Source organism: Actinomadura sp. NAK00032 (assembly GCF_013364275.1).
Classification (GTDB): Bacteria; Actinomycetota; Actinomycetes; order Streptosporangiales; family Streptosporangiaceae; genus Spirillospora.
Genome location: NZ_CP054932.1, coordinates 6460659 through 6476404 on the forward strand (window position 1 = coordinate 6460659; position 15746 = coordinate 6476404).

15 protein-coding genes are annotated in these 15746 nt (G+C 75.0%); 9 read left to right on the forward strand and 6 right to left on the reverse strand.

Annotation, left to right across the window (positions count from 1 at the left end; all coding sequences use genetic code 11):
- Window positions 1–30 precede the first annotated feature (30 nt).
- Genes hpnC through hpnH form a run of 6 tightly spaced genes read left to right on the forward strand, consistent with a single transcriptional unit; the run spans window position 31 to window position 7189 of the window.
- The gene (gene hpnC, locus HUT06_RS29475; RefSeq protein WP_176198690.1) at window positions 31–894 is read left to right on the forward strand and encodes a squalene synthase HpnC; all 864 of its coding nucleotides are present in this window, start codon (window positions 31–33) and stop codon (window positions 892–894) included.
- Window positions 891–1808 (forward strand): squalene/phytoene synthase family protein, encoded by a 918-nt coding sequence (locus HUT06_RS29480; protein WP_176198691.1) that lies wholly within the window; start codon window positions 891–893, stop codon window positions 1806–1808. The genes hpnC and HUT06_RS29480 overlap by 4 nt, the downstream gene beginning before the upstream one ends.
- Window positions 1805–3211, forward strand: a complete 1407-nt coding sequence (gene hpnE / locus HUT06_RS29485) for a hydroxysqualene dehydroxylase HpnE (protein WP_254715450.1) — start codon at window positions 1805–1807, stop codon at window positions 3209–3211. The genes HUT06_RS29480 and hpnE overlap by 4 nt, the downstream gene beginning before the upstream one ends.
- Complete coding sequence (locus tag HUT06_RS29490) at window positions 3208–4218, forward strand: polyprenyl synthetase family protein (RefSeq protein ID WP_176198692.1); 1011 nt, start codon at window positions 3208–3210, stop codon at window positions 4216–4218. The genes hpnE and HUT06_RS29490 overlap by 4 nt, the downstream gene beginning before the upstream one ends.
- Window positions 4219–4235: 17 nt before the next feature.
- Window positions 4236–6185 carry a squalene--hopene cyclase gene (gene shc / locus HUT06_RS29495; RefSeq protein WP_176198693.1) on the forward strand — a complete coding sequence of 650 codons (1950 nt, stop codon included), beginning with the start codon at window positions 4236–4238 and terminating at the stop codon, window positions 6183–6185.
- Window positions 6185–7189 carry an adenosyl-hopene transferase HpnH gene (gene hpnH, locus HUT06_RS29500; RefSeq protein WP_176198694.1) on the forward strand — a complete coding sequence of 335 codons (1005 nt, stop codon included), beginning with the start codon at window positions 6185–6187 and terminating at the stop codon, window positions 7187–7189. Before shc ends, hpnH begins: the two co-directional genes overlap by 1 nt.
- Before the next feature lie 31 nt (window positions 7190–7220).
- Here the strand turns inward: hpnH and HUT06_RS29505 are convergent, their stop codons facing one another.
- The gene (locus HUT06_RS29505) at window positions 7221–9209 is read right to left on the reverse strand and encodes a phosphatase PAP2 family protein (protein WP_176198695.1); all 1989 of its coding nucleotides are present in this window, start codon (window positions 9207–9209) and stop codon (window positions 7221–7223) included.
- Between the two features lie 214 nt (window positions 9210–9423).
- On the opposite strand from HUT06_RS29505, the gene HUT06_RS29510 reads away from it, so the two are divergent.
- Window positions 9424–10104, forward strand: coding sequence for a PadR family transcriptional regulator (locus HUT06_RS29510; protein WP_176198696.1), 681 nt, complete (start codon window positions 9424–9426; stop codon window positions 10102–10104).
- 2 nt (window positions 10105–10106) lie between these two features.
- Complete coding sequence (locus tag HUT06_RS29515; protein WP_176198697.1) at window positions 10107–10637, forward strand: DUF1707 domain-containing protein; 531 nt, start codon at window positions 10107–10109, stop codon at window positions 10635–10637.
- A gap of 29 nt (window positions 10638–10666) precedes the next feature.
- Here HUT06_RS29515 and HUT06_RS29520 read toward each other — a convergent pair whose 3' ends face one another.
- Entirely contained in the window at window positions 10667–11602 is a 936-nt protein-coding gene (locus HUT06_RS29520; protein WP_217711511.1) for a LysR family transcriptional regulator, read from the reverse strand.
- 73 nt (window positions 11603–11675) lie between these two features.
- Here HUT06_RS29520 and HUT06_RS29525 point away from each other — a divergent pair, with 73 nt between their 5' ends.
- On the forward strand, window positions 11676–11840 hold the full coding sequence (locus HUT06_RS29525; RefSeq protein ID WP_176198698.1) for a hypothetical protein: 165 nt from the start codon (window positions 11676–11678) through the stop codon (window positions 11838–11840).
- Here HUT06_RS29525 and HUT06_RS29530 read toward each other — a convergent pair.
- From HUT06_RS29530 to edd, 4 genes are read right to left on the reverse strand one after another with little or no spacing between them, the layout of a single operon-like run.
- Entirely contained in the window at window positions 11837–12220 is a 384-nt protein-coding gene (locus HUT06_RS29530; RefSeq protein ID WP_176198699.1) for a PPOX class F420-dependent oxidoreductase, read from the reverse strand. The two genes, HUT06_RS29525 and HUT06_RS29530, sit on opposite strands and share 4 nt — an antisense overlap.
- Before the next feature lie 50 nt (window positions 12221–12270).
- Window positions 12271–12891 (reverse strand): bifunctional 4-hydroxy-2-oxoglutarate aldolase/2-dehydro-3-deoxy-phosphogluconate aldolase, encoded by a 621-nt coding sequence (eda, locus tag HUT06_RS29535; RefSeq protein WP_176198700.1) that lies wholly within the window; start codon window positions 12889–12891, stop codon window positions 12271–12273.
- On the reverse strand, window positions 12888–13862 hold the full coding sequence (gene glk / locus HUT06_RS29540) for a glucokinase (protein ID WP_176198701.1): 975 nt from the start codon (window positions 13860–13862) through the stop codon (window positions 12888–12890). Before glk ends, eda begins: the two co-directional genes overlap by 4 nt.
- A 50-nt stretch (window positions 13863–13912) precedes the next feature.
- Window positions 13913–15724, reverse strand: coding sequence for a phosphogluconate dehydratase (gene edd / locus HUT06_RS29545; protein ID WP_176198702.1), 1812 nt, complete (start codon window positions 15722–15724; stop codon window positions 13913–13915).
- Window positions 15725–15746 lie beyond the last annotated feature (22 nt).

Genomic DNA, 15746 nt, shown 5'->3' on the forward strand with positions numbered 1-15746 from the left:
TCTCGTGCCGTCCCGGTCGATCTCTCCAAGGTGATCATTGAACCGCTCTGGAGCGCCGCGGAGCACGATCGCGCGCTGGACCGGCTCGCGGCCCGGGAGAACTTCCCGGTGGCCGCGCGGCTGCTGCCCGCCCGGCACCGGGCCGGCCTGCGGGCCGTCTACGGTTACGCGCGGCTCGTCGACGACATCGGCGACGAGGCGCCGCCCGAGCAGCGGGCCAAGCTCCTCGACCTCGTGGACGACGACCTGGACCGCGTGTTCGCCGGGCGGACGCCGAACCTGCCGCAGTTAAGGCGGCTGGCGGGGGCGGTGCACGCGCACCGGATCCCGGAGGCGCCGTTCCGCGACCTGGTCCGGGCCAACCGGCAGGACCAGGTCGTCCACCGCTACGAGACGTTCGATGACCTGGCCGGGTACTGCGCGCTGTCGGCCGCGCCGGTGGGCCGCATCGTCCTGCACCTGTTCCGCGCGCACCGGCCGGCGCTGGAGGCGGCGTCCGACGACGTGTGCACCGCGCTGCAGGTCGTCGAGCACTGCCAGGACGCCGGCCAGGACTACCGGGACGGGCGGATCTACCTGCCCACCGCGGACCTGCGCCGCTTCGGCTGCGCCGAGGAGGACCTGGCCCGCGAGACGACGCCGACGCGGCTGCGCGGCGTGCTGGCGCTCCAGGCGGGCCGCGCGGCGGAGCTGCTGGACCGGGGCGCGCCGCCGCTCATGGCGGGCCTGACCGGATGGGCGCGGATCGCGGTCGCCGGCTACGTCGCCGGGGGCCGCGCGGCGCTGGCGGCGCTGGCGCGCGGGCGCTACGACGTCCTCGCCCGGCAGCTGCGCCCGCGGCACGCCGCGCTGCCCGCCGGCTGGGCGCGGGTTCTCAGAGGGAGTGTGCGATGACGGTTTCGGAGACGTGCGAGGGTTCCGAGCGGGTGGTGGAGGCCTACCGGCACTGCGAGCGCGTGGTGCGCGAGGAGGCCCGCAACTTCTCCTACGGGATCCGGCTGATGCCCGCGCCGAAGCGGCGCGCGATGAGCGCGATCTACGCGTTCGCGCGCGGCATCGACGACATCGGGGACGGCCCGGAGCCGGCGTGCGTGCGGCTCGACCTGCTGGACCGGTCGCGGCAGCGGCTGCTGACCGTCGAGGAGGTGGTGCGGCGCCGCGCGGACGTCCGGGCGCTGGAGGGGCATCCGGTGCTGACCGCGCTGGCGGACGCGGCGGGCCGCTACCCGATCCCGCTCGCCGCGTTCGACGAGCTGATCGACGGCTGCGAGAACGACGTGCGCGGCGCCGACTACGACACCTTCGACGACCTGCTGCGGTACTGCCAGCGGGTCGCGGGGACGGTCGGGCGGCTGTCGCTCGGGGTGTTCGGGTCGGACGGCCGGCAGCGGGCGGAGGGCCTCGCCGACTCGCTCGGCGTGGCGCTGCAGCTCACCAACATCCTGCGCGACCTGCGCGAGGACCGGCTGGCCGGGCGCACCTACATCCCGAAGGAGGACCTGGTCCGGTTCGGCTGCACGCTGGAGCTGGACGAGTCGGGCGCCTTCATCGACCCGCCGTGGCGGCTGAACAAGCTGGTCGGCTTCCAGGCGGAGCGCGCGCGGGCCTGGTACGCGGAGGGGCTGCGGCTGCTGCCGCTGCTGGACCGGCGCAGCGCCGCGTGCACGGCGGCGATGGCCGGCATCTACCGGCGGCTGCTGGAGAGCATCGCGGCGCACCCGGCGATCGCGCTGGACAGACGGGTCTCGCTGCCGACCTGGCAGAAGGCCGTCGTGGCGGCGCGCGCGCTGTCGGGGGTGGAGCGGTGAGCGTGGTCATCGTGGGCGGCGGGCTCGCGGGCATCAGCGCCGCCATCGCGCTGCAGGAGGCGGGCGTGCCGGTCACGCTCGTGGAGTCCCGGCCGTGGCTGGGCGGGGCGACGCACTCGTTCGCGCGGGGCGAGCTGAGCGTCGACAACGGGCAGCACGTGTTCCTGCGCTGCTGCACCGCGTACCAGGGGCTGCTGCGCAGGCTGCGCGCCGACCACCTGGTGGAGGTGCAGGAGCGCTTCGACGTCCCCGTCCTGCGGCCGGGCGCGAACGCGGCGCGGCTGCGGCGGGCGAACCTGCCGAGCCCGCTGCACCTGGTGCCCGCGCTGGCCCGGTACTCGCCGCTGGCGCCCGCCGACCGGGCGCGGGCGGTGCGCGCCGCGCTGGCGCTGGGCCGGCTGGACCCCGCCGACCCCGCGCTCGACACGATGGCGGCGGGCACGTGGCTGGCCGAGCACGGGCAGCGGACGTGGGCGCGCAACGCACTGTGGGGGCTGTTCATCACCGCCGCGCTCAACGCCGAGGTGGACGAGGCGGCGCTCGGCCTGTCCGCGATGGTGTGCAGGCGGGCGCTGCTGAGCCGCGCCGACGCCGCCGACATCGGGGTGCCGCTCGTCCCGCTGGAGGAGCTGCACGGCGGCCCGGCACTGCGGCGCATCGCGGAGATGGGCGGCACCGTCCGGCTGAAGGCGAAGGTCGAGGCCGTCACCACCGACCCGAAGGTGGTGGTGGACGGCGTGCCGATCGCCGCCGACGCGGTGATCATGGCGGTGCCGCACGAGGCGGCGGCGCGGCTGCTGCCCGCGCAGGCGCTGCCGGACCCGCTGCGCTGGCCGGAGCTGGACGCCAGCCCGATCGTGAACGTGCACGTCGTCTACGACCGGAAGGTCATGGACGCGCCGTTCGCCGCCGCCGTCGCCTCGCCCGTCCAGTGGGTGTTCGACCGGACGGCGGTCAGCGGGCTGCGCCGCGGCCAGTACCTGGCGGTGTCGCTGTCGGCCGCCGACCGCTGGGTCGACCTGCCGACCGCCGAGCTGCGCGCCCGGTTCGTCCCGGAGCTGCGGCGGCTGCTGCCGGCCGCGCGCGGCGCCGCCGTCCGGGAGCTGTTCGTGACGCGGGAGCGGCGGGCGACGTTCCGGCAGCGGCCCGGCACCGCGGCGGCCCGGCCGGGCGCGGTCACGCGCGCGCCGGGGCTGTTCCTGGCCGGCGCGTGGACCGACACGGGCTGGCCCGACACGATGGAGGGCGCGGTGCGCAGCGGCCTGACCGCCGCGCGGCTGGTCCGCCGCCACCTGGCCGGCCTGCCGGACCGGACCGGCCTGCCGGACCGCGCGGCGCGCGTGCCCGCCGACCTCCAGCCGATCCCGATCCGTCGCCACCTGGAGGAGGTGAGGGGCCGGTGACCGCAGTTCCGGTCTCGATGACCGATGTCCGCGAGCTGGTCGACGGGGCGCTGCGCGCCGCCGTCGGCCGGCTCGATCCGCGCACCTACCGCGTCGCGGCCTACCACCTGGGCTGGACGGACGAGGAGGGGCATCCGCGCAAGGCGCCCGCGGGCAAGGCGCTGCGCCCCGCGCTCGCGCTGCTGTCGGCCCGCGCCGCGGTGGCGCCGCCGGAGAGCGCCCTGCCGGGCGCAGTCGCGGTGGAGCTGGTCCACGCGTTCTCGCTCCTGCACGACGACATCATGGACGGCGACCGCACGCGCAGGCACCGCCCGGCGGCGTGGACGGTGTTCGGCGAGGCGTCCGCGATCCTCACCGGTGACGCGCTCCTCGCCCTCGCCGGCGAGGTCCTGCTGGAGGCGCCGGGGCAGGGCTCGGCGCGGGCGGCGCGCGCGCTGTCCACCGCCACCCGCCGCCTCATCGCCGGCCAGTCGCTCGACATGGACTTCGAGACCCGCCGCCAGGTCGGCGTGGACGAGTGCGTCGCCATGGCGTCCGACAAGACCGCCGCGCTGCTGGCGTGCTCCTGCTCGATCGGCGCCGTCCTGGACGACGCGCCCGAGCCGCTCGCGGCGGCGCTGGAGGCGTTCGGCACCGACCTCGGCGTCGCGTTCCAGCTCGCCGACGACCTGCTCGGCATCTGGGGCGATCCCGCGACCACCGGGAAGCCGGCCATGTCGGACCTGCGGTCCCGCAAGATGTCGCTGCCGGTGGTGGCGGCGCTGAACTCCGGCACGCCGGAGGGAGCCCGGCTCGCCGAGCTGTACGTGCGGCCCGAGCCGCCGGAGGAGGACCTGGCGCGGGCCGCCGCGCTGGTCGAGGCGGCGGGCGGGCGCGCGTGGGCCGAGATCGAGGCCGAGAGCCGCGTCCAGCGCGCCGCCGAGCACCTGCTGTCGGTCCGGATGCCGGACTCCGCCCGCACCGAGTTCCTCCGCATCGCCGACTTCGTCACCCGCCGGGACCACTGAGAGATCCGGGATCACCGATGACAACGCTGGAAACACCGCAGACACCGGCGGCCGCCGCGACCCGGACGGCCGCCGAGGCGCTGGACGCCGCCCGCGACCACCTGCTGCTGCTCCAGTCCCCGCAGGGCTGGTGGAAGGGCGAGCTGCAGACCAACGTCACGATGGACGCCGAGGACCTGCTGCTGCGCGAGTTCCTCGGCATCCGCACCGACGAGGACACCTGCGAGGCGGCCCGCTGGATCCGTTCGCAGCAGGCCCCCGACGGGACGTGGGCGAACTTCCACGACGGCCCGCCGGACCTGTCCACGACCGTCGAGGCGTACGTGGCGCTGCGGCTCGCCGGCGACCTGCCGGACGCGGGCCACATGGTCCGCGCCGCCGCCTACATCCGCAGCGGGGGCGGCGTCCCGGCGACGCGCGTGTTCACCCGGTTCTGGCTGGCGATGTTCGGCCGCTGGCCGTGGGACGAGCTGCCGGTGGTCCCGCCGGAGATGATGTTCCTGCCGCGCTGGTTCCCGCTGAACGTGTACGACTTCGCGTGCTGGGCGCGGCAGACGATCGTCCCGCTGACGGTGGTGGGGGCGCTGCGCCCCGTCCGGCCGCTGCCGTTCGGGCTGGACGAGCTCGTCCCCGACTACGACGTCCCGCGGCGGAGGCGGCGCGGCCTGCCCGGCTGGGGCGAGGCGTTCGGAGCGCTCGACAGGGCCCTGCACGTGTACCAGCGGCACGCCCCCCGGCGGCGCCCGCTGAAGGGCGTGCGGGAGGCGGCGCTGCGGCGCGCCGGTGAGTGGATCATCGCGCGGCAGGAGCGGGACGGGTCGTGGGGCGGCATCCAGCCGCCGTGGGTGTACTCGCTGATCGCGCTGCACCTGCTCGGCTACGGCCTCGACCACCCGGTCGTCCAGCGCGGCCTGGACGGGCTCGAACGGTTCACGATCCGGGACGAGAGGGGGCGCCGCCTTGAGGCGTGCCAGTCCCCCGTCTGGGACACCGTCCTCGCGATGAACGCGCTCGCCGACGCGGGCCTGCCCGCCGGGCACCCGGCGCTGGAGCGGGCCGCCGAGTGGGTGCTCGGCGAGGAGGTGCGAGGACCGGGCGACTGGTCGGTGCGGCGCCCCGGCCTGCCGCCGGGCGGCTGGGCGTTCGAGTTCGACAACGACGTCTACCCCGACGTGGACGACACCGCCGAGGCCGTGATCGCGCTGGACCGCGTCCGGCATCCCCGGGCCGAACCGGCGATCGAGCGGGGCGTCCGCTGGATGGCCGGGATGGTGTCGCGGGACGGCGGGTTCGCCGCGTTCGACGCCGACAACACCCGGGCGCTGTGCCGCAGGCTGCCGTTCTGCGACTTCGGCGAGGTCATCGACCCGCCGTCCGCCGACGTCACCGCGCACGTCGTGGAGGCGCTCGCGCACCGGGGCATGGCCGACTCGCTGCTCGCCAAGCGGGCCGTGGTGTGGCTGCTGAAGGCGCAGGAGCCCGACGGGTCGTGGTTCGGCCGGTGGGGCGCCAACCACGTGTACGGGACGGGCGCCGTCGTCCCGGCGCTGATCGCGGCGGGCGTCCGGCCGCAGAAGCCGGCGGTCCGGGACGCGGTCGGCTGGCTGGAGCGCCACCAGCGCGACGACGGCGGCTGGGGCGAGGACCTGCGCTCCTACCGGGACCGGTCGTGGGCCGGGCACGGGGTCTCGACCGCGTCGCAGACGGCGTGGGCGCTGCTGGCGCTGCTGGCCGCCGGCGAGCGCGGCCCGGCCGTCGAGCGCGGGATCCGCTGGCTCGCCGAGCACCAGCGCCCGGACGGGACGTGGGACGAGGACCACTTCACCGGCACCGGGTTCCCCGGCGACTTCTACATCAACTACCACCTGTACCGGCTGGTGTTCCCGCTGTCCGCGCTCGGCCGGTACCTGGGTGCCGGCGCCGCCGCGCCCGGCGGGCCCGGCGGCGGGTCGAAGGAGGCGTTCTGATGGCGATGCCACTGCGGCAGAGCCTGCGCGTCGGCGGGTACGTCCTGCGCAACAAGCTGGCCGGGCGCGCGAAGTACCCGCTGATCATGGAGCTGGAGCCGCTGTACGCGTGCAACCTGGCCTGCGCGGGCTGCGGGAAGATCCAGCATCCGGCGGACGTGCTCAAGCAGCGGATGCCGGTCGAGCAGGCGCTCGCGGCGGTCCGCGAGTGCGGGGCGCCGATGGTGTCGATCGCGGGCGGCGAGCCGCTGATGCACCCGAGGATCGGCGAGCTGGTCGCCGAGCTGGTCAGGATGCGGCGGTACGTGTTCCTGTGCACGAACGCGGCGCTGATCCCGAAGAAGATCGACCAGTTCCGCCCGTCGCGGTACTTCGCGTGGGCGGTGCACATCGACGGGCTGCGCGAGCGGCACGACGCGTCCGTCTGCAAGGAGGGCGTGTTCGACCAGGCGGTCGAGGCGGTCCGGATGTGCCAGGAGCGCGGGTTCCGGGTCACGACGAACACGACCGTGTTCAACACCGACACTCCGCAGACGGTCATCGACGTCCTCGACTACCTGAACGACGACCTGGGCGTCGACCAGATGATGATCTCGCCCGCGTACGCCTACGAGAAGGCGCCCGACCAGGAGCACTTCCTCGGCGTCCAGGAGACCCGGAGCCTGTTCGCGAAGGCGTTCGCGGACGGCCGGCGGCGGCGCTGGCGGTTCAACCACTCGCCGCTGTTCCTGGACTTCCTGGAGGGCAAGGCCGACTTCTCCTGCACGGCGTGGGCGATCCCGTCGTACTCGCTGAAGGGCTGGCAGCGGCCCTGCTACCTGATGGACGACGGCTACTGCGACACCTACCAGGAGCTGCTCGACACCACCGACTGGGACGCCTACGGCCGGGGCCGCGACGACCGGTGCGCGAACTGCATGGCGCACTGCGGCTACGAGCCGACGGCGGTGTTCGCGACGATGGGCTCGCTGAAGGAGTCGCTGCGCGCGGTGCGCAGCGTGTGACGCGGGGAGCCCGCGCTACTCCGGGGCATCGTCACTCCGGGCCGTCGCGCAGCTCCTCGATGACGTCGCGGACGGCGTCCATCAGCGCGTCGGCGTCGTCCGCCAGGCCGGGGTCGACGGACAGGCCGAAGCACAGCTCGCGGTCGACGCCGAGCGCGGCGATCGCGAGCGGCGCGCCCGGAGCCAGCGGGACGATCGGGTACACGGCGGTGAGCGGCGCGCCCGCCAGCCGCAGTGGCTTGTCGGGGCCGGGGAGGCTCGACACGGTGCCCTGGAGGAAGCGCCCGCTGTAGGACATCCGGGCGAACCGGGCGTGCAGCGGCGCCGGCATGACGCGGCCCGCCTGCCACATCACGAACCAGGCGGCCTGCGCGCGGGTGCCGGACCGCAGCACCCGGCTGCGTTCGGCGATCAGGGCGAGGCGGTCGGCCTCGGCCATCTTCCCGATCGGCAGGTCGACCATGACGGCCGTGGTGTGGTTGCCGACCATCGCGCTGCCGGGCGGCCGCATCATGAGCGGCACGGCGACGCGGCAGGTGTCGGGGCGCCCGTCGTCCTCGCTGACGACCCGGTTCAGCGCGCCCGCGACCGCGCACAGCACCACGTCGGTCACGCGGGCGTCGTAGCGGCGGCCCACGTCCCGCACCTGCGCGAGCCGGAGCGACATGCTGCCGAAGCGGCGCTCGGACGTCCCGGCGGCGGGCAGCGGCTCCGGCCTGGTCACGGCGGAGGCGAGCTGCCCGAGCCCGACCGCGGTGGCGACCGCCTTCTGCAGCGGCTTGCGCGGGAACTCGGCGCCGAGGTTGTCGGGCGGCGGCTCCATCAGGTACATCGCCTGCGCGACGATCCCGACGCCGTCGGCGACGACGTGGTGCATCAGGTACACGACGGCGGTGCGGCCGGGCTCGGCGCCCTTCATCACGACCATCCGCCAGGGCGGCCTGTCGAGCGGCAGCCGCTCCGCCTGGACCTCGGCGACGGCCGCGCGCAGGCCGGCCATGCCGTCGACCTCCCGTTCGGCGACGTGCCACTCCCAGTCGACCGGGTCGTGGTCGCGCCAGACGGGGCGGCGCCACCGGCCGCGCCGGACGAGCCGCTGCCGGAAGCGGGGCAGCCCGTCCAGCCGCTCCCGGATGACCCGGACGAGGTCGTCGCGCCCGACCTCGCTTCGCGAGGTGTCGAGCATGATGACGCCGCCGGCCTGCTGCGGCGCGGCGGGCGTCTCCACGGACAGGAAGAAGGCGTCCGGCCCTTGGATGCGGGCGGACGACCGGTGCGGGTGCGCGATGCGCTCGGCGATGTACACGGAGACCACCACGAAGGGGACGGCGGCCACCGCGTCCACGATGAAGTGGTTCGCGGTCGCCAGGATGACGTAGAGCGTAAGGAGGATGTGACCGAGGTTCAACCACTGCACCCACCGCTTCGCCTTCACGCGGGCGAGCTCGACGCCGACCCACAGCGTCCAGCCCATGTGCAGGGACGGGACGGCCGCGAGCTGGTCGGCGTGCTTGACCATCGGGGAGCCCCACGACCCCCAGGTGCCGCCCTCGGTGACGGTGTCGACGAACCCGAGGTCGGGCATCAGCCGCGGCGGCATCACCGGATAGAGGGCGAAGCAGGCCAGCGCCGCGAGGTTGAGCATGACGAAGGCGTTGCGGGCCGTCCGGTAGCGGTCGGGGTGGCGCAGGAATAACCAGACGAGCAGCGCCAGCGCGCTCGCGATGTAGGTGACCGCGTACTCGTAGTTGGCGAGCAGCCGCAGGACCGACTGGTCGGCCAGCCACCCGTTGAGGGCGGGTTCGATGTCGAGGTGCAGGGCCCGCTCCAGCCGGAAGAGCATCTCCCCGTGCTCGCGGGCGGGACCCGTCCTGGCCTGCTCCGGCAGCATCGTGACCAGCGAGTACACGAGGAAGAGCGCCAGGCCGAGCAGCAGCTCGGTCCTGGCGCGGGGCCGGGTGGCCGCGGCGTCCGGCGTGCCGACCGCGCCGGGCGCGGTCACCGCCTCGTGTGTGCCCATCGTCCCCCTCGGCCGGGTGGTACCCAAGATTCGCGGAATCAGACGGCAGTGGCCGGTATCGGGGATCATGCCCGGTTCGCCCTCGGCGAAAGCCTGCCCGCGCTACGGAATGTCCGGGAACCCACTGGCTCAGCGAAACGTCTTCGATATATCGTTGTCGTATCGCGAGGGATCAGAGAGTGATCTCAGAAGGTGGTGTCAGAACATGGGACACATGCACGGACACGGCCCCTGGGGGCGCGGTGACTTCCCGAACTTCGGCGCGCTGTTCGGCGGCGCCCCGTGGGGGCCCGGCCCGTTCGGCGGCCACGGGCCCGGACCGCGCCCGCCGTGGGCGCGCGGGCGCGGCGGCCCGTGGGGCCGGGGCGGCAAGGCGCGCAAGGGGAACGTCCGCGCGGCGATCCTCGTGCTGCTGGCCGAGGAGCCGCGCAACGGCTACCAGATCATCCAGGAGATCAACGAGCGCAGCGGCGGCGCGTGGAAGCCGAGCCCCGGCGCGGTCTACCCGGCGCTCCAGCAGCTCGCCGACGAGGGCCTGATCGCCGGCGACGAGAGCGGCGGCCGCCGCACCTTCCGCCTGACCGACGAGGGCCGCGCCTACACCGAGGAGAACGCCGACCGGCTCGCCGAGCCGTGGGCGGAGATGACGCCCGACTTCGGCGAGGGCGTCCCCGAGCTGTTCAAGCAGGCCGCGCAGACGGGGGCCGCGGTGATGCAGATCGTCCACTCCGGGTCGTCCGCCCAGGTCGCCCAGGCCACGGACGTGCTCGCGGAGGCCCGCCGCGGCCTGTACCGCGTCCTGGCCGACGACCTCGACGCCCGGGACGGCGCCGCGGACGACACGGACGGCACGCCCGGCGACGACCCGGGGCCGACGGCCGCGGGCGGGGAGTAGAGATGGCACGCCACGACGAGATCCGCGTCGGCGACGCCGAGCGCGACGCGGTCATGGTCGCCCTGCACGACCACTTCGCCGCCGGCCGGCTGGACCGCGGCGAGATGGACGAGCGGCTGGACACCGCGCTGACCGCCAAGACGCGCGGCGACCTGCGCACCCTGGTCAAGGACCTGCCGGCGCCGACCGGCCTCCCCGAACCCGAGAAGGCCCCGGGCCACGGCGCCCCCTTGGCCTTCCCCGGCCCGTTCTTCGGCGGGCCGGGGACGCTCGCCGGCCCGGCGGTGTTCGGCGGCCCGGGGCACCCGGCATGGCAGCGCCATCACCGGCACCTGGCCGCCCGCCACCGGCACGGGCCGCACTTCCCGGCGTTCCCGCTGCTGCTCGCGGTGTTCCTGGTGCTCGCCTTCACCGCCGGGCCGGGCACGGGGATCCTGGTCGTCCTCCAGATCGCGCTGGCGATCTGGGTGATCCGCGCAGCGCTGCTGGCCTTCGGCGTGCGCCGGCACCACCACCGGTCCCCGCGCGCCTAGGGCGCCGGGCCCCGCCCCCGCCGGCCGGCTCAGGCGGCGGCGGGCGGGGCGCACCGTCCGGGGACGGCGTCGCGGAGGGCGCGCAGGCCGCGGCCGATCAGCGGGTGCTCGCGGCTGCCGCGGCGCACGCAGGTCAGCACCCGCCGCTTCGGCACGCCGTCGCCGGTCAGCGGGACCCGCACGACCGGCTGGTCGGACGGCCCGTCCGCCAGCCGCGGCACCAGCGACACCCCGAGGCCGTGCGCGACGAGCGACCAGATCACCGACCAGCTGGTGGCGTGGTGCGCGAACCGGGGCGTGAACCCGGCGGCGGCGCAGTAGGCGATGACCTGCTGGTGGTGGACGCAGACCTCGGGCGCGACGCTGATCCACGTCTCCCCGGCCGCCTCCTCCAGCCGCGTGTCGCCGTGCGGCCGGAGCGCGAGCGGGTGGCCGGCCGGGACGATGAGGTCGAGCGCCTCCTCCAGCAGCGGTTCGCGGTCGAAGCGCGGGTCGCCGGGCGGCGGCGCCTCCGGGGTGGGCTCGATGACCGCGATGTCGGTCTCCCCGGCGGCGAGCAGGCCGAGGGCCTCCTCGGTGTCGCACTCGCGGACCTCGACCGTGAGGTCCGGGTCGGCGCGCATCAGGGCGCCGGCGGCGGGGGCGACGAGCCCGCCCACCGCCGTCGTGAACCCGCACATGCGCAGCGGCCCGGCGGCGCCGGCGCGGTGCGACTCCAGCTCGGCGAGGGCCTCCTCCCAGCTCGCCAGCAGCCCGTCCGCGTGCCCGATCAGCAGGTGCGCGGCCGGGGTCAGCCTGACCTTGCGGCCCTGCGGCTCCAGCAGCGGCACCTTCAGCTCCCGCGCCAGCTCGCGCAGCTGGTGGGACACCGCCGACGGGGTGAGGTGCAGCGCCTCCGCCGCGGACGTGACCGTCCCGTACTGGTGGACGAGCCGGAGCATGTGCAGCCGCCGCAGATCAATCATGAAACCATATTGCACGATTCACTGAGGAAATCTGAAATGGACGGCAACGTTCGGCCGGTTGCAGACTGCTGCCATGACGCAGAACAGCACCCTCGTGTCCCGCCACCTCACCAGTGAAGGCGTCGTCCTCTGGACCCGCTGCTCCTGCGGCCGGCTGCGGATGGACCTCGTCCCGCACGGGGACGCCCCGCGGCTGACCGCCGGCCCGTGCCCGCACGCCGCCGGCGGCCGCCGCTAGCCGAGGGTCACCTCGTAGTGGAGCGTCCGGTAGTGCTTCAGCCGGTGGAAGAACGGCACCGCGAACCCCTGCAGGAACGGGTGCTTGCGGGCCAGCAGCCGCCGGATCGGCAGCGACTCCTCCTCGCTGAGCAACCGGACGCGGCCGTGCACCGCCGGGCCGGTGACCTCGCCCCGGAAGGTGCTCGGCGCGATCTCCACCTCGGGATTGCGCGCCAGCCGCTTCGTCTTGACCGCCTTGTCGTAGGTGCGGAAGTAGGCGTGGCCGCCGCGCACGACGACGTTGACGGGCGTCCCCACCGGTGTGCCGTCCTTGCGGTAGGACGTCAGCAGGACGGTCCGCTGCTTCTTCAGGCTCTCAAGCGTCTCTGTGGTGTTCATGCCCTTGAGACGGGACTACCCGCCTCAAGCGTGACATCACCGCCGTGACATCACCGCAGGGCGGCCGCCTCGGCGGCGAGCTTGCGGACGCGGTCCCAGTCGCCGTCGCGGAGGGCGTCCGCCGGGGTCAGCCAGGAGCCGCCGACGCAGCCGACGTTCTTCAGCGCCAGGTATTCCGCGGCGTTCCCCGGGCCGACCCCGCCGGTCGGGCAGAACCGGATCTGCGGGAGCGGCCCGGCGAGCGACTTCAGGTAGGCGGTGCCGCCGGCGGCCTCGGCGGGGAAGAACTTCATCGCCGTGATCCCGCCCTCCAGCAGCGCGATCGCCTCCGACGCGGTCGCGACGCCCGGCAGGAACGGCAGGCCCGTCGCGACCATCGCCGCCTGGAGGCGGGGCGTGCAGCCGGGGCTGACCAGGAACCGCGCCCCGGCGGCGGCCGACCGCTCGGCGTCCTCGGGCCGCACGACGGTGCCCGCGCCGACCACGGCGTCCGGGACCTCGGCGGCGATCCGGGTGATCGCCTCCAGCGCGGCCGGGGTGCGCAGCGTCACCTCGATCACCGGGAGCCCGCCCTCGACCAGGGCGCGGGCGAGCGGGACGGCGGCCCCGGCGTCCTCCAGCACCACGACCGGGATGACGGGGGCGAGGTCGAGCAGGTCTTCGGCGATCATGCGGGCTCCATGTCGGGCAGGCTCTGCGCGAGCCGGACGGCGGCGCCGACCAGGGCCGGGCCGGGGTGGACGATGAGGGCGGTCGGGATGGCGCGCACGTAGTCCTCGACGGGGGGCTTCCCCTCGAAGCGGGCGCGGAACGCGCTGCCGTGCAGGACGTCCACGATGCGCGGCAGGATCCCGCCGCCGAGGTAGACGCCCCCGCGGGCGCCGAGGGTGAGGGCGGCGTTCCCGGCGAGCGAGCCGAGCAGCGCGCAGAACATCTCCAGCGCCTCGACGCAGCGCGGGTCGTCGCGGCGCTCGGTGATCTGCTGCGCGGTGAGGCCCGCCACGGGCACGCCGTCGAGCACCTCCAGGTACCGGTGGACGCGCGCGAGCCCGGCCCCGGACAGCAGGTACTCGGCGGTCGCCGCACCCTTCTCGGCGCGCAGCAGCCGGGCCACCTCGATCTCCCGGTCGGTCGCGGCCGGGACCTCGACCTGCCCGCCCTCGCCGGGCACCGGCACCCAGCCGTGCGGCGTCGGGACGAGCCCCGCGACGCCGAGCCCCGTGCCGGGACCGACCACCGCGAGCGCCGCCGTACCGGTGGCCGGGCCGGGGGTCCGCCCGCCGACGGCGACCAGGTCGTCCGGGCCGAGGCGCGGGAGGGACAGCGCGAGCGCCTCGAAGTCGTTGATCACGTCGAGGTGCGGCACGCCGAGGTGGGCGCGCACCTGCTCCACGCTGCCGCGCGGCCAGCCCGCGTTGGTCAGGTGGTACGTCCCGCCGGCGACGGGCCCCGCCACCGCCAGGCACGCGGCCGACGGCCGCACCCCGACCGCGCCGAGATACGCGGCGGCCGCCTCGGCGAGCCCCGGGTGGTCGGCGGTGGGCAGCGACCGCACCTCGGACGGGACGCCGTCCGGGCCGTCCAGCAGGGCGAACCGCGCGTTCGTCCCCCCGACGTCCGCGACCAGCCACACCCCGCTCATACGTGCCTCCCGCGGGGGGACGACCCCCCACTCCCCCCGGTTCGCTGCGCTCATACGAACACTCCGGCGCCGCGCTCAGCCGGACCAACGGCGTTGCGGAAAGACTGGAACAGCTCGCGTCCCGTGCCGTAGGTCTGGCCGGACGCCGCGGCGGCGGGCTCGCGGGCGGCGAACTCCTCGTCCGGGACCAGGACCTCCAGGACGCCGGCGTCCGCGTCGAGCCGGACGATGTCGCCGTCGCGGACGCGGGCGAGCGGCCCGCCCGCGGCCGCCTCCGGCGACACGTGGATCGCGGCGGGCACCGCCCCAGAGGCGCCCGACATACGACCGTCCGTGACGAGGGCGACCCGGTGGCCGCGGTCCTGCAGGACCGACAGCGGCGGGGTGAGCCGGTGCAGCTCCGGCATCCCGTTCGCGCGCGGCCCCTGGTTGCGGACGACGGCGACCACGTCCCGGTCGAGCTCCCCGGCGGCGAACGCCTCCTGGAGCCGCTCCTGCGAGTCGAACACGCGCGCGGGCGCCTCGATCGTCCGGTGCTCCGGCTTCACGGCCGACACCTTGATGACCGCGCGCCCCAGGTTGCCGCGCACGGTGTGCAGGCCGCCGTGGGTGTCGAACGGGTCCGCGACCGGGCGCAGCACGTTCGTGTCGCCCGACTCGGCGACGCCGCTCCGCCACTCGGCCTTGCCCGCCGCGTACTCGGGAACGTTCCGGTACGCGGCGAGGGTGGCGCCGCCGACCGTCCGCGCGTCCTCGTGCAGCAGCCCGGCGTCGATCAGCTCGCCGATGAGGAACGCGGTGCCGCCCGCCGCGTGGAAGTGGTTCACATCGGCGGTGCCGTTCGGGTAGAGGCGGGTGAGCAGCGGCGTCACCTTGGACAGTTCGTCGAAGTCGTCCCAGGTCAGCTCGATGCCCGCCGCCGCGGCCATCGCGACCAGGTGCAGCGTGTGGTTGGTGGAGCCGCCCGTGGCGAGCAGGGCGACGACGCCGTTGACGAACGCGCGCTCGTCCAGCAGCTCGCCGATCGGCGTGTACTCCTCGGCCAGGTCCGTCAGCTTCAGGATGCGGCGCCCGGCGGCCTCGGTCAGCGCGTCCCGCAGCTTCGTGCCCGGCGGGACGAAGCTCGCGCCCGGCAGGTGCAGGCCCATGACCTCCATGAGCAGCTGGTTGGAGTTCGCCGTCCCGTAGAAGGTGCACGTGCCGGGCGAGTGGTAGGACGCGGCCTCCGCGGCGAGGAGCTGGTCGCGGCCGATCTCGCCCGCCGCGTACCGCTTGCGGACCTTCGCCTTCTCCCCGTTCGGCAGCCCGGACGCCATCGGCCCGGCCGGCACCAGGATCACCGGCAGGTGCCCGAACGACAGCGCGCCGATCACCAGCCCCGGCACGATCTTGTCGCACACGCCGAGCAGCAGCGCGCCGTCGAACATGTCGTGCGACAGCGCCACCGCCGTCGCCATCGCCACCACGTCCCGGCTGAACAGCGACAGCTCCATGCCGGCGCGGCCCTGCGTGATGCCGTCGCACATCGCGGGCACGCCCCCGGCGAACTGCGCCGTCCCGCCCGCCGCGCGGATCGCGCCCTTCAGGATGTCCGGGTAGTCCTGGAGCGGCTGGTGCGCCGACAGCATGTCGTTGTACGCCGACACGATCGCGATGTTCGGCGTGACGTCGCCGCGGAGCCACAGCTTGTCCTGCACGCCGCACGCCGCGAACCCGTGCGCGAGGTTCGCGCAGCCCATGCCGCCGCGCACCGGACCCTCCGTCCGTGCGTCGCGGATCCGGCTCAGGTACGCGCCGCGCGTGCCGGCGCTCCGTTCGGCGACGCGCCGGGTCACTGCCTCCAGCACGGGATGTACGGGCATAGGACGCTCCAGACCAGGGGGA

Excerpts from the sequence above, each read along its gene's own strand:
- HUT06_RS29480 (WP_176198691.1), top strand. The coding sequence starts at position 891 with ATGACGGTTTCGGAGACGTGCGAGGGTTCCGAGCGGGTGGTGGAGGCC.
- shc (WP_176198693.1), top strand. The coding sequence starts at position 4,236 with ATGACAACGCTGGAAACACCGCAGACACCGGCGGCCGCCGCGACCCGG.
- hpnH (WP_176198694.1), top strand. The coding sequence starts at position 6,185 with ATGGCGATGCCACTGCGGCAGAGCCTGCGCGTCGGCGGGTACGTCCTG.
- HUT06_RS29505 (WP_176198695.1), bottom strand. The coding sequence starts at position 9,209 with ATGGGCACACACGAGGCGGTGACCGCGCCCGGCGCGGTCGGCACGCCG.
- HUT06_RS29510 (WP_176198696.1), top strand. The coding sequence starts at position 9,424 with ATGCACGGACACGGCCCCTGGGGGCGCGGTGACTTCCCGAACTTCGGC.
- HUT06_RS29515 (WP_176198697.1), top strand. The coding sequence starts at position 10,107 with ATGGCACGCCACGACGAGATCCGCGTCGGCGACGCCGAGCGCGACGCG.
- HUT06_RS29520 (WP_217711511.1), bottom strand. The coding sequence starts at position 11,602 with ATGATTGATCTGCGGCGGCTGCACATGCTCCGGCTCGTCCACCAGTAC.
- HUT06_RS29525 (WP_176198698.1), top strand. The coding sequence starts at position 11,676 with ATGACGCAGAACAGCACCCTCGTGTCCCGCCACCTCACCAGTGAAGGC.
- HUT06_RS29530 (WP_176198699.1), bottom strand. The coding sequence starts at position 12,220 with ATGAACACCACAGAGACGCTTGAGAGCCTGAAGAAGCAGCGGACCGTC.
- eda (WP_176198700.1), bottom strand. The coding sequence starts at position 12,891 with ATGATCGCCGAAGACCTGCTCGACCTCGCCCCCGTCATCCCGGTCGTG.
- glk (WP_176198701.1), bottom strand. The coding sequence starts at position 13,862 with ATGAGCGGGGTGTGGCTGGTCGCGGACGTCGGGGGGACGAACGCGCGG.
- edd (WP_176198702.1), bottom strand. The coding sequence starts at position 15,724 with ATGCCCGTACATCCCGTGCTGGAGGCAGTGACCCGGCGCGTCGCCGAA.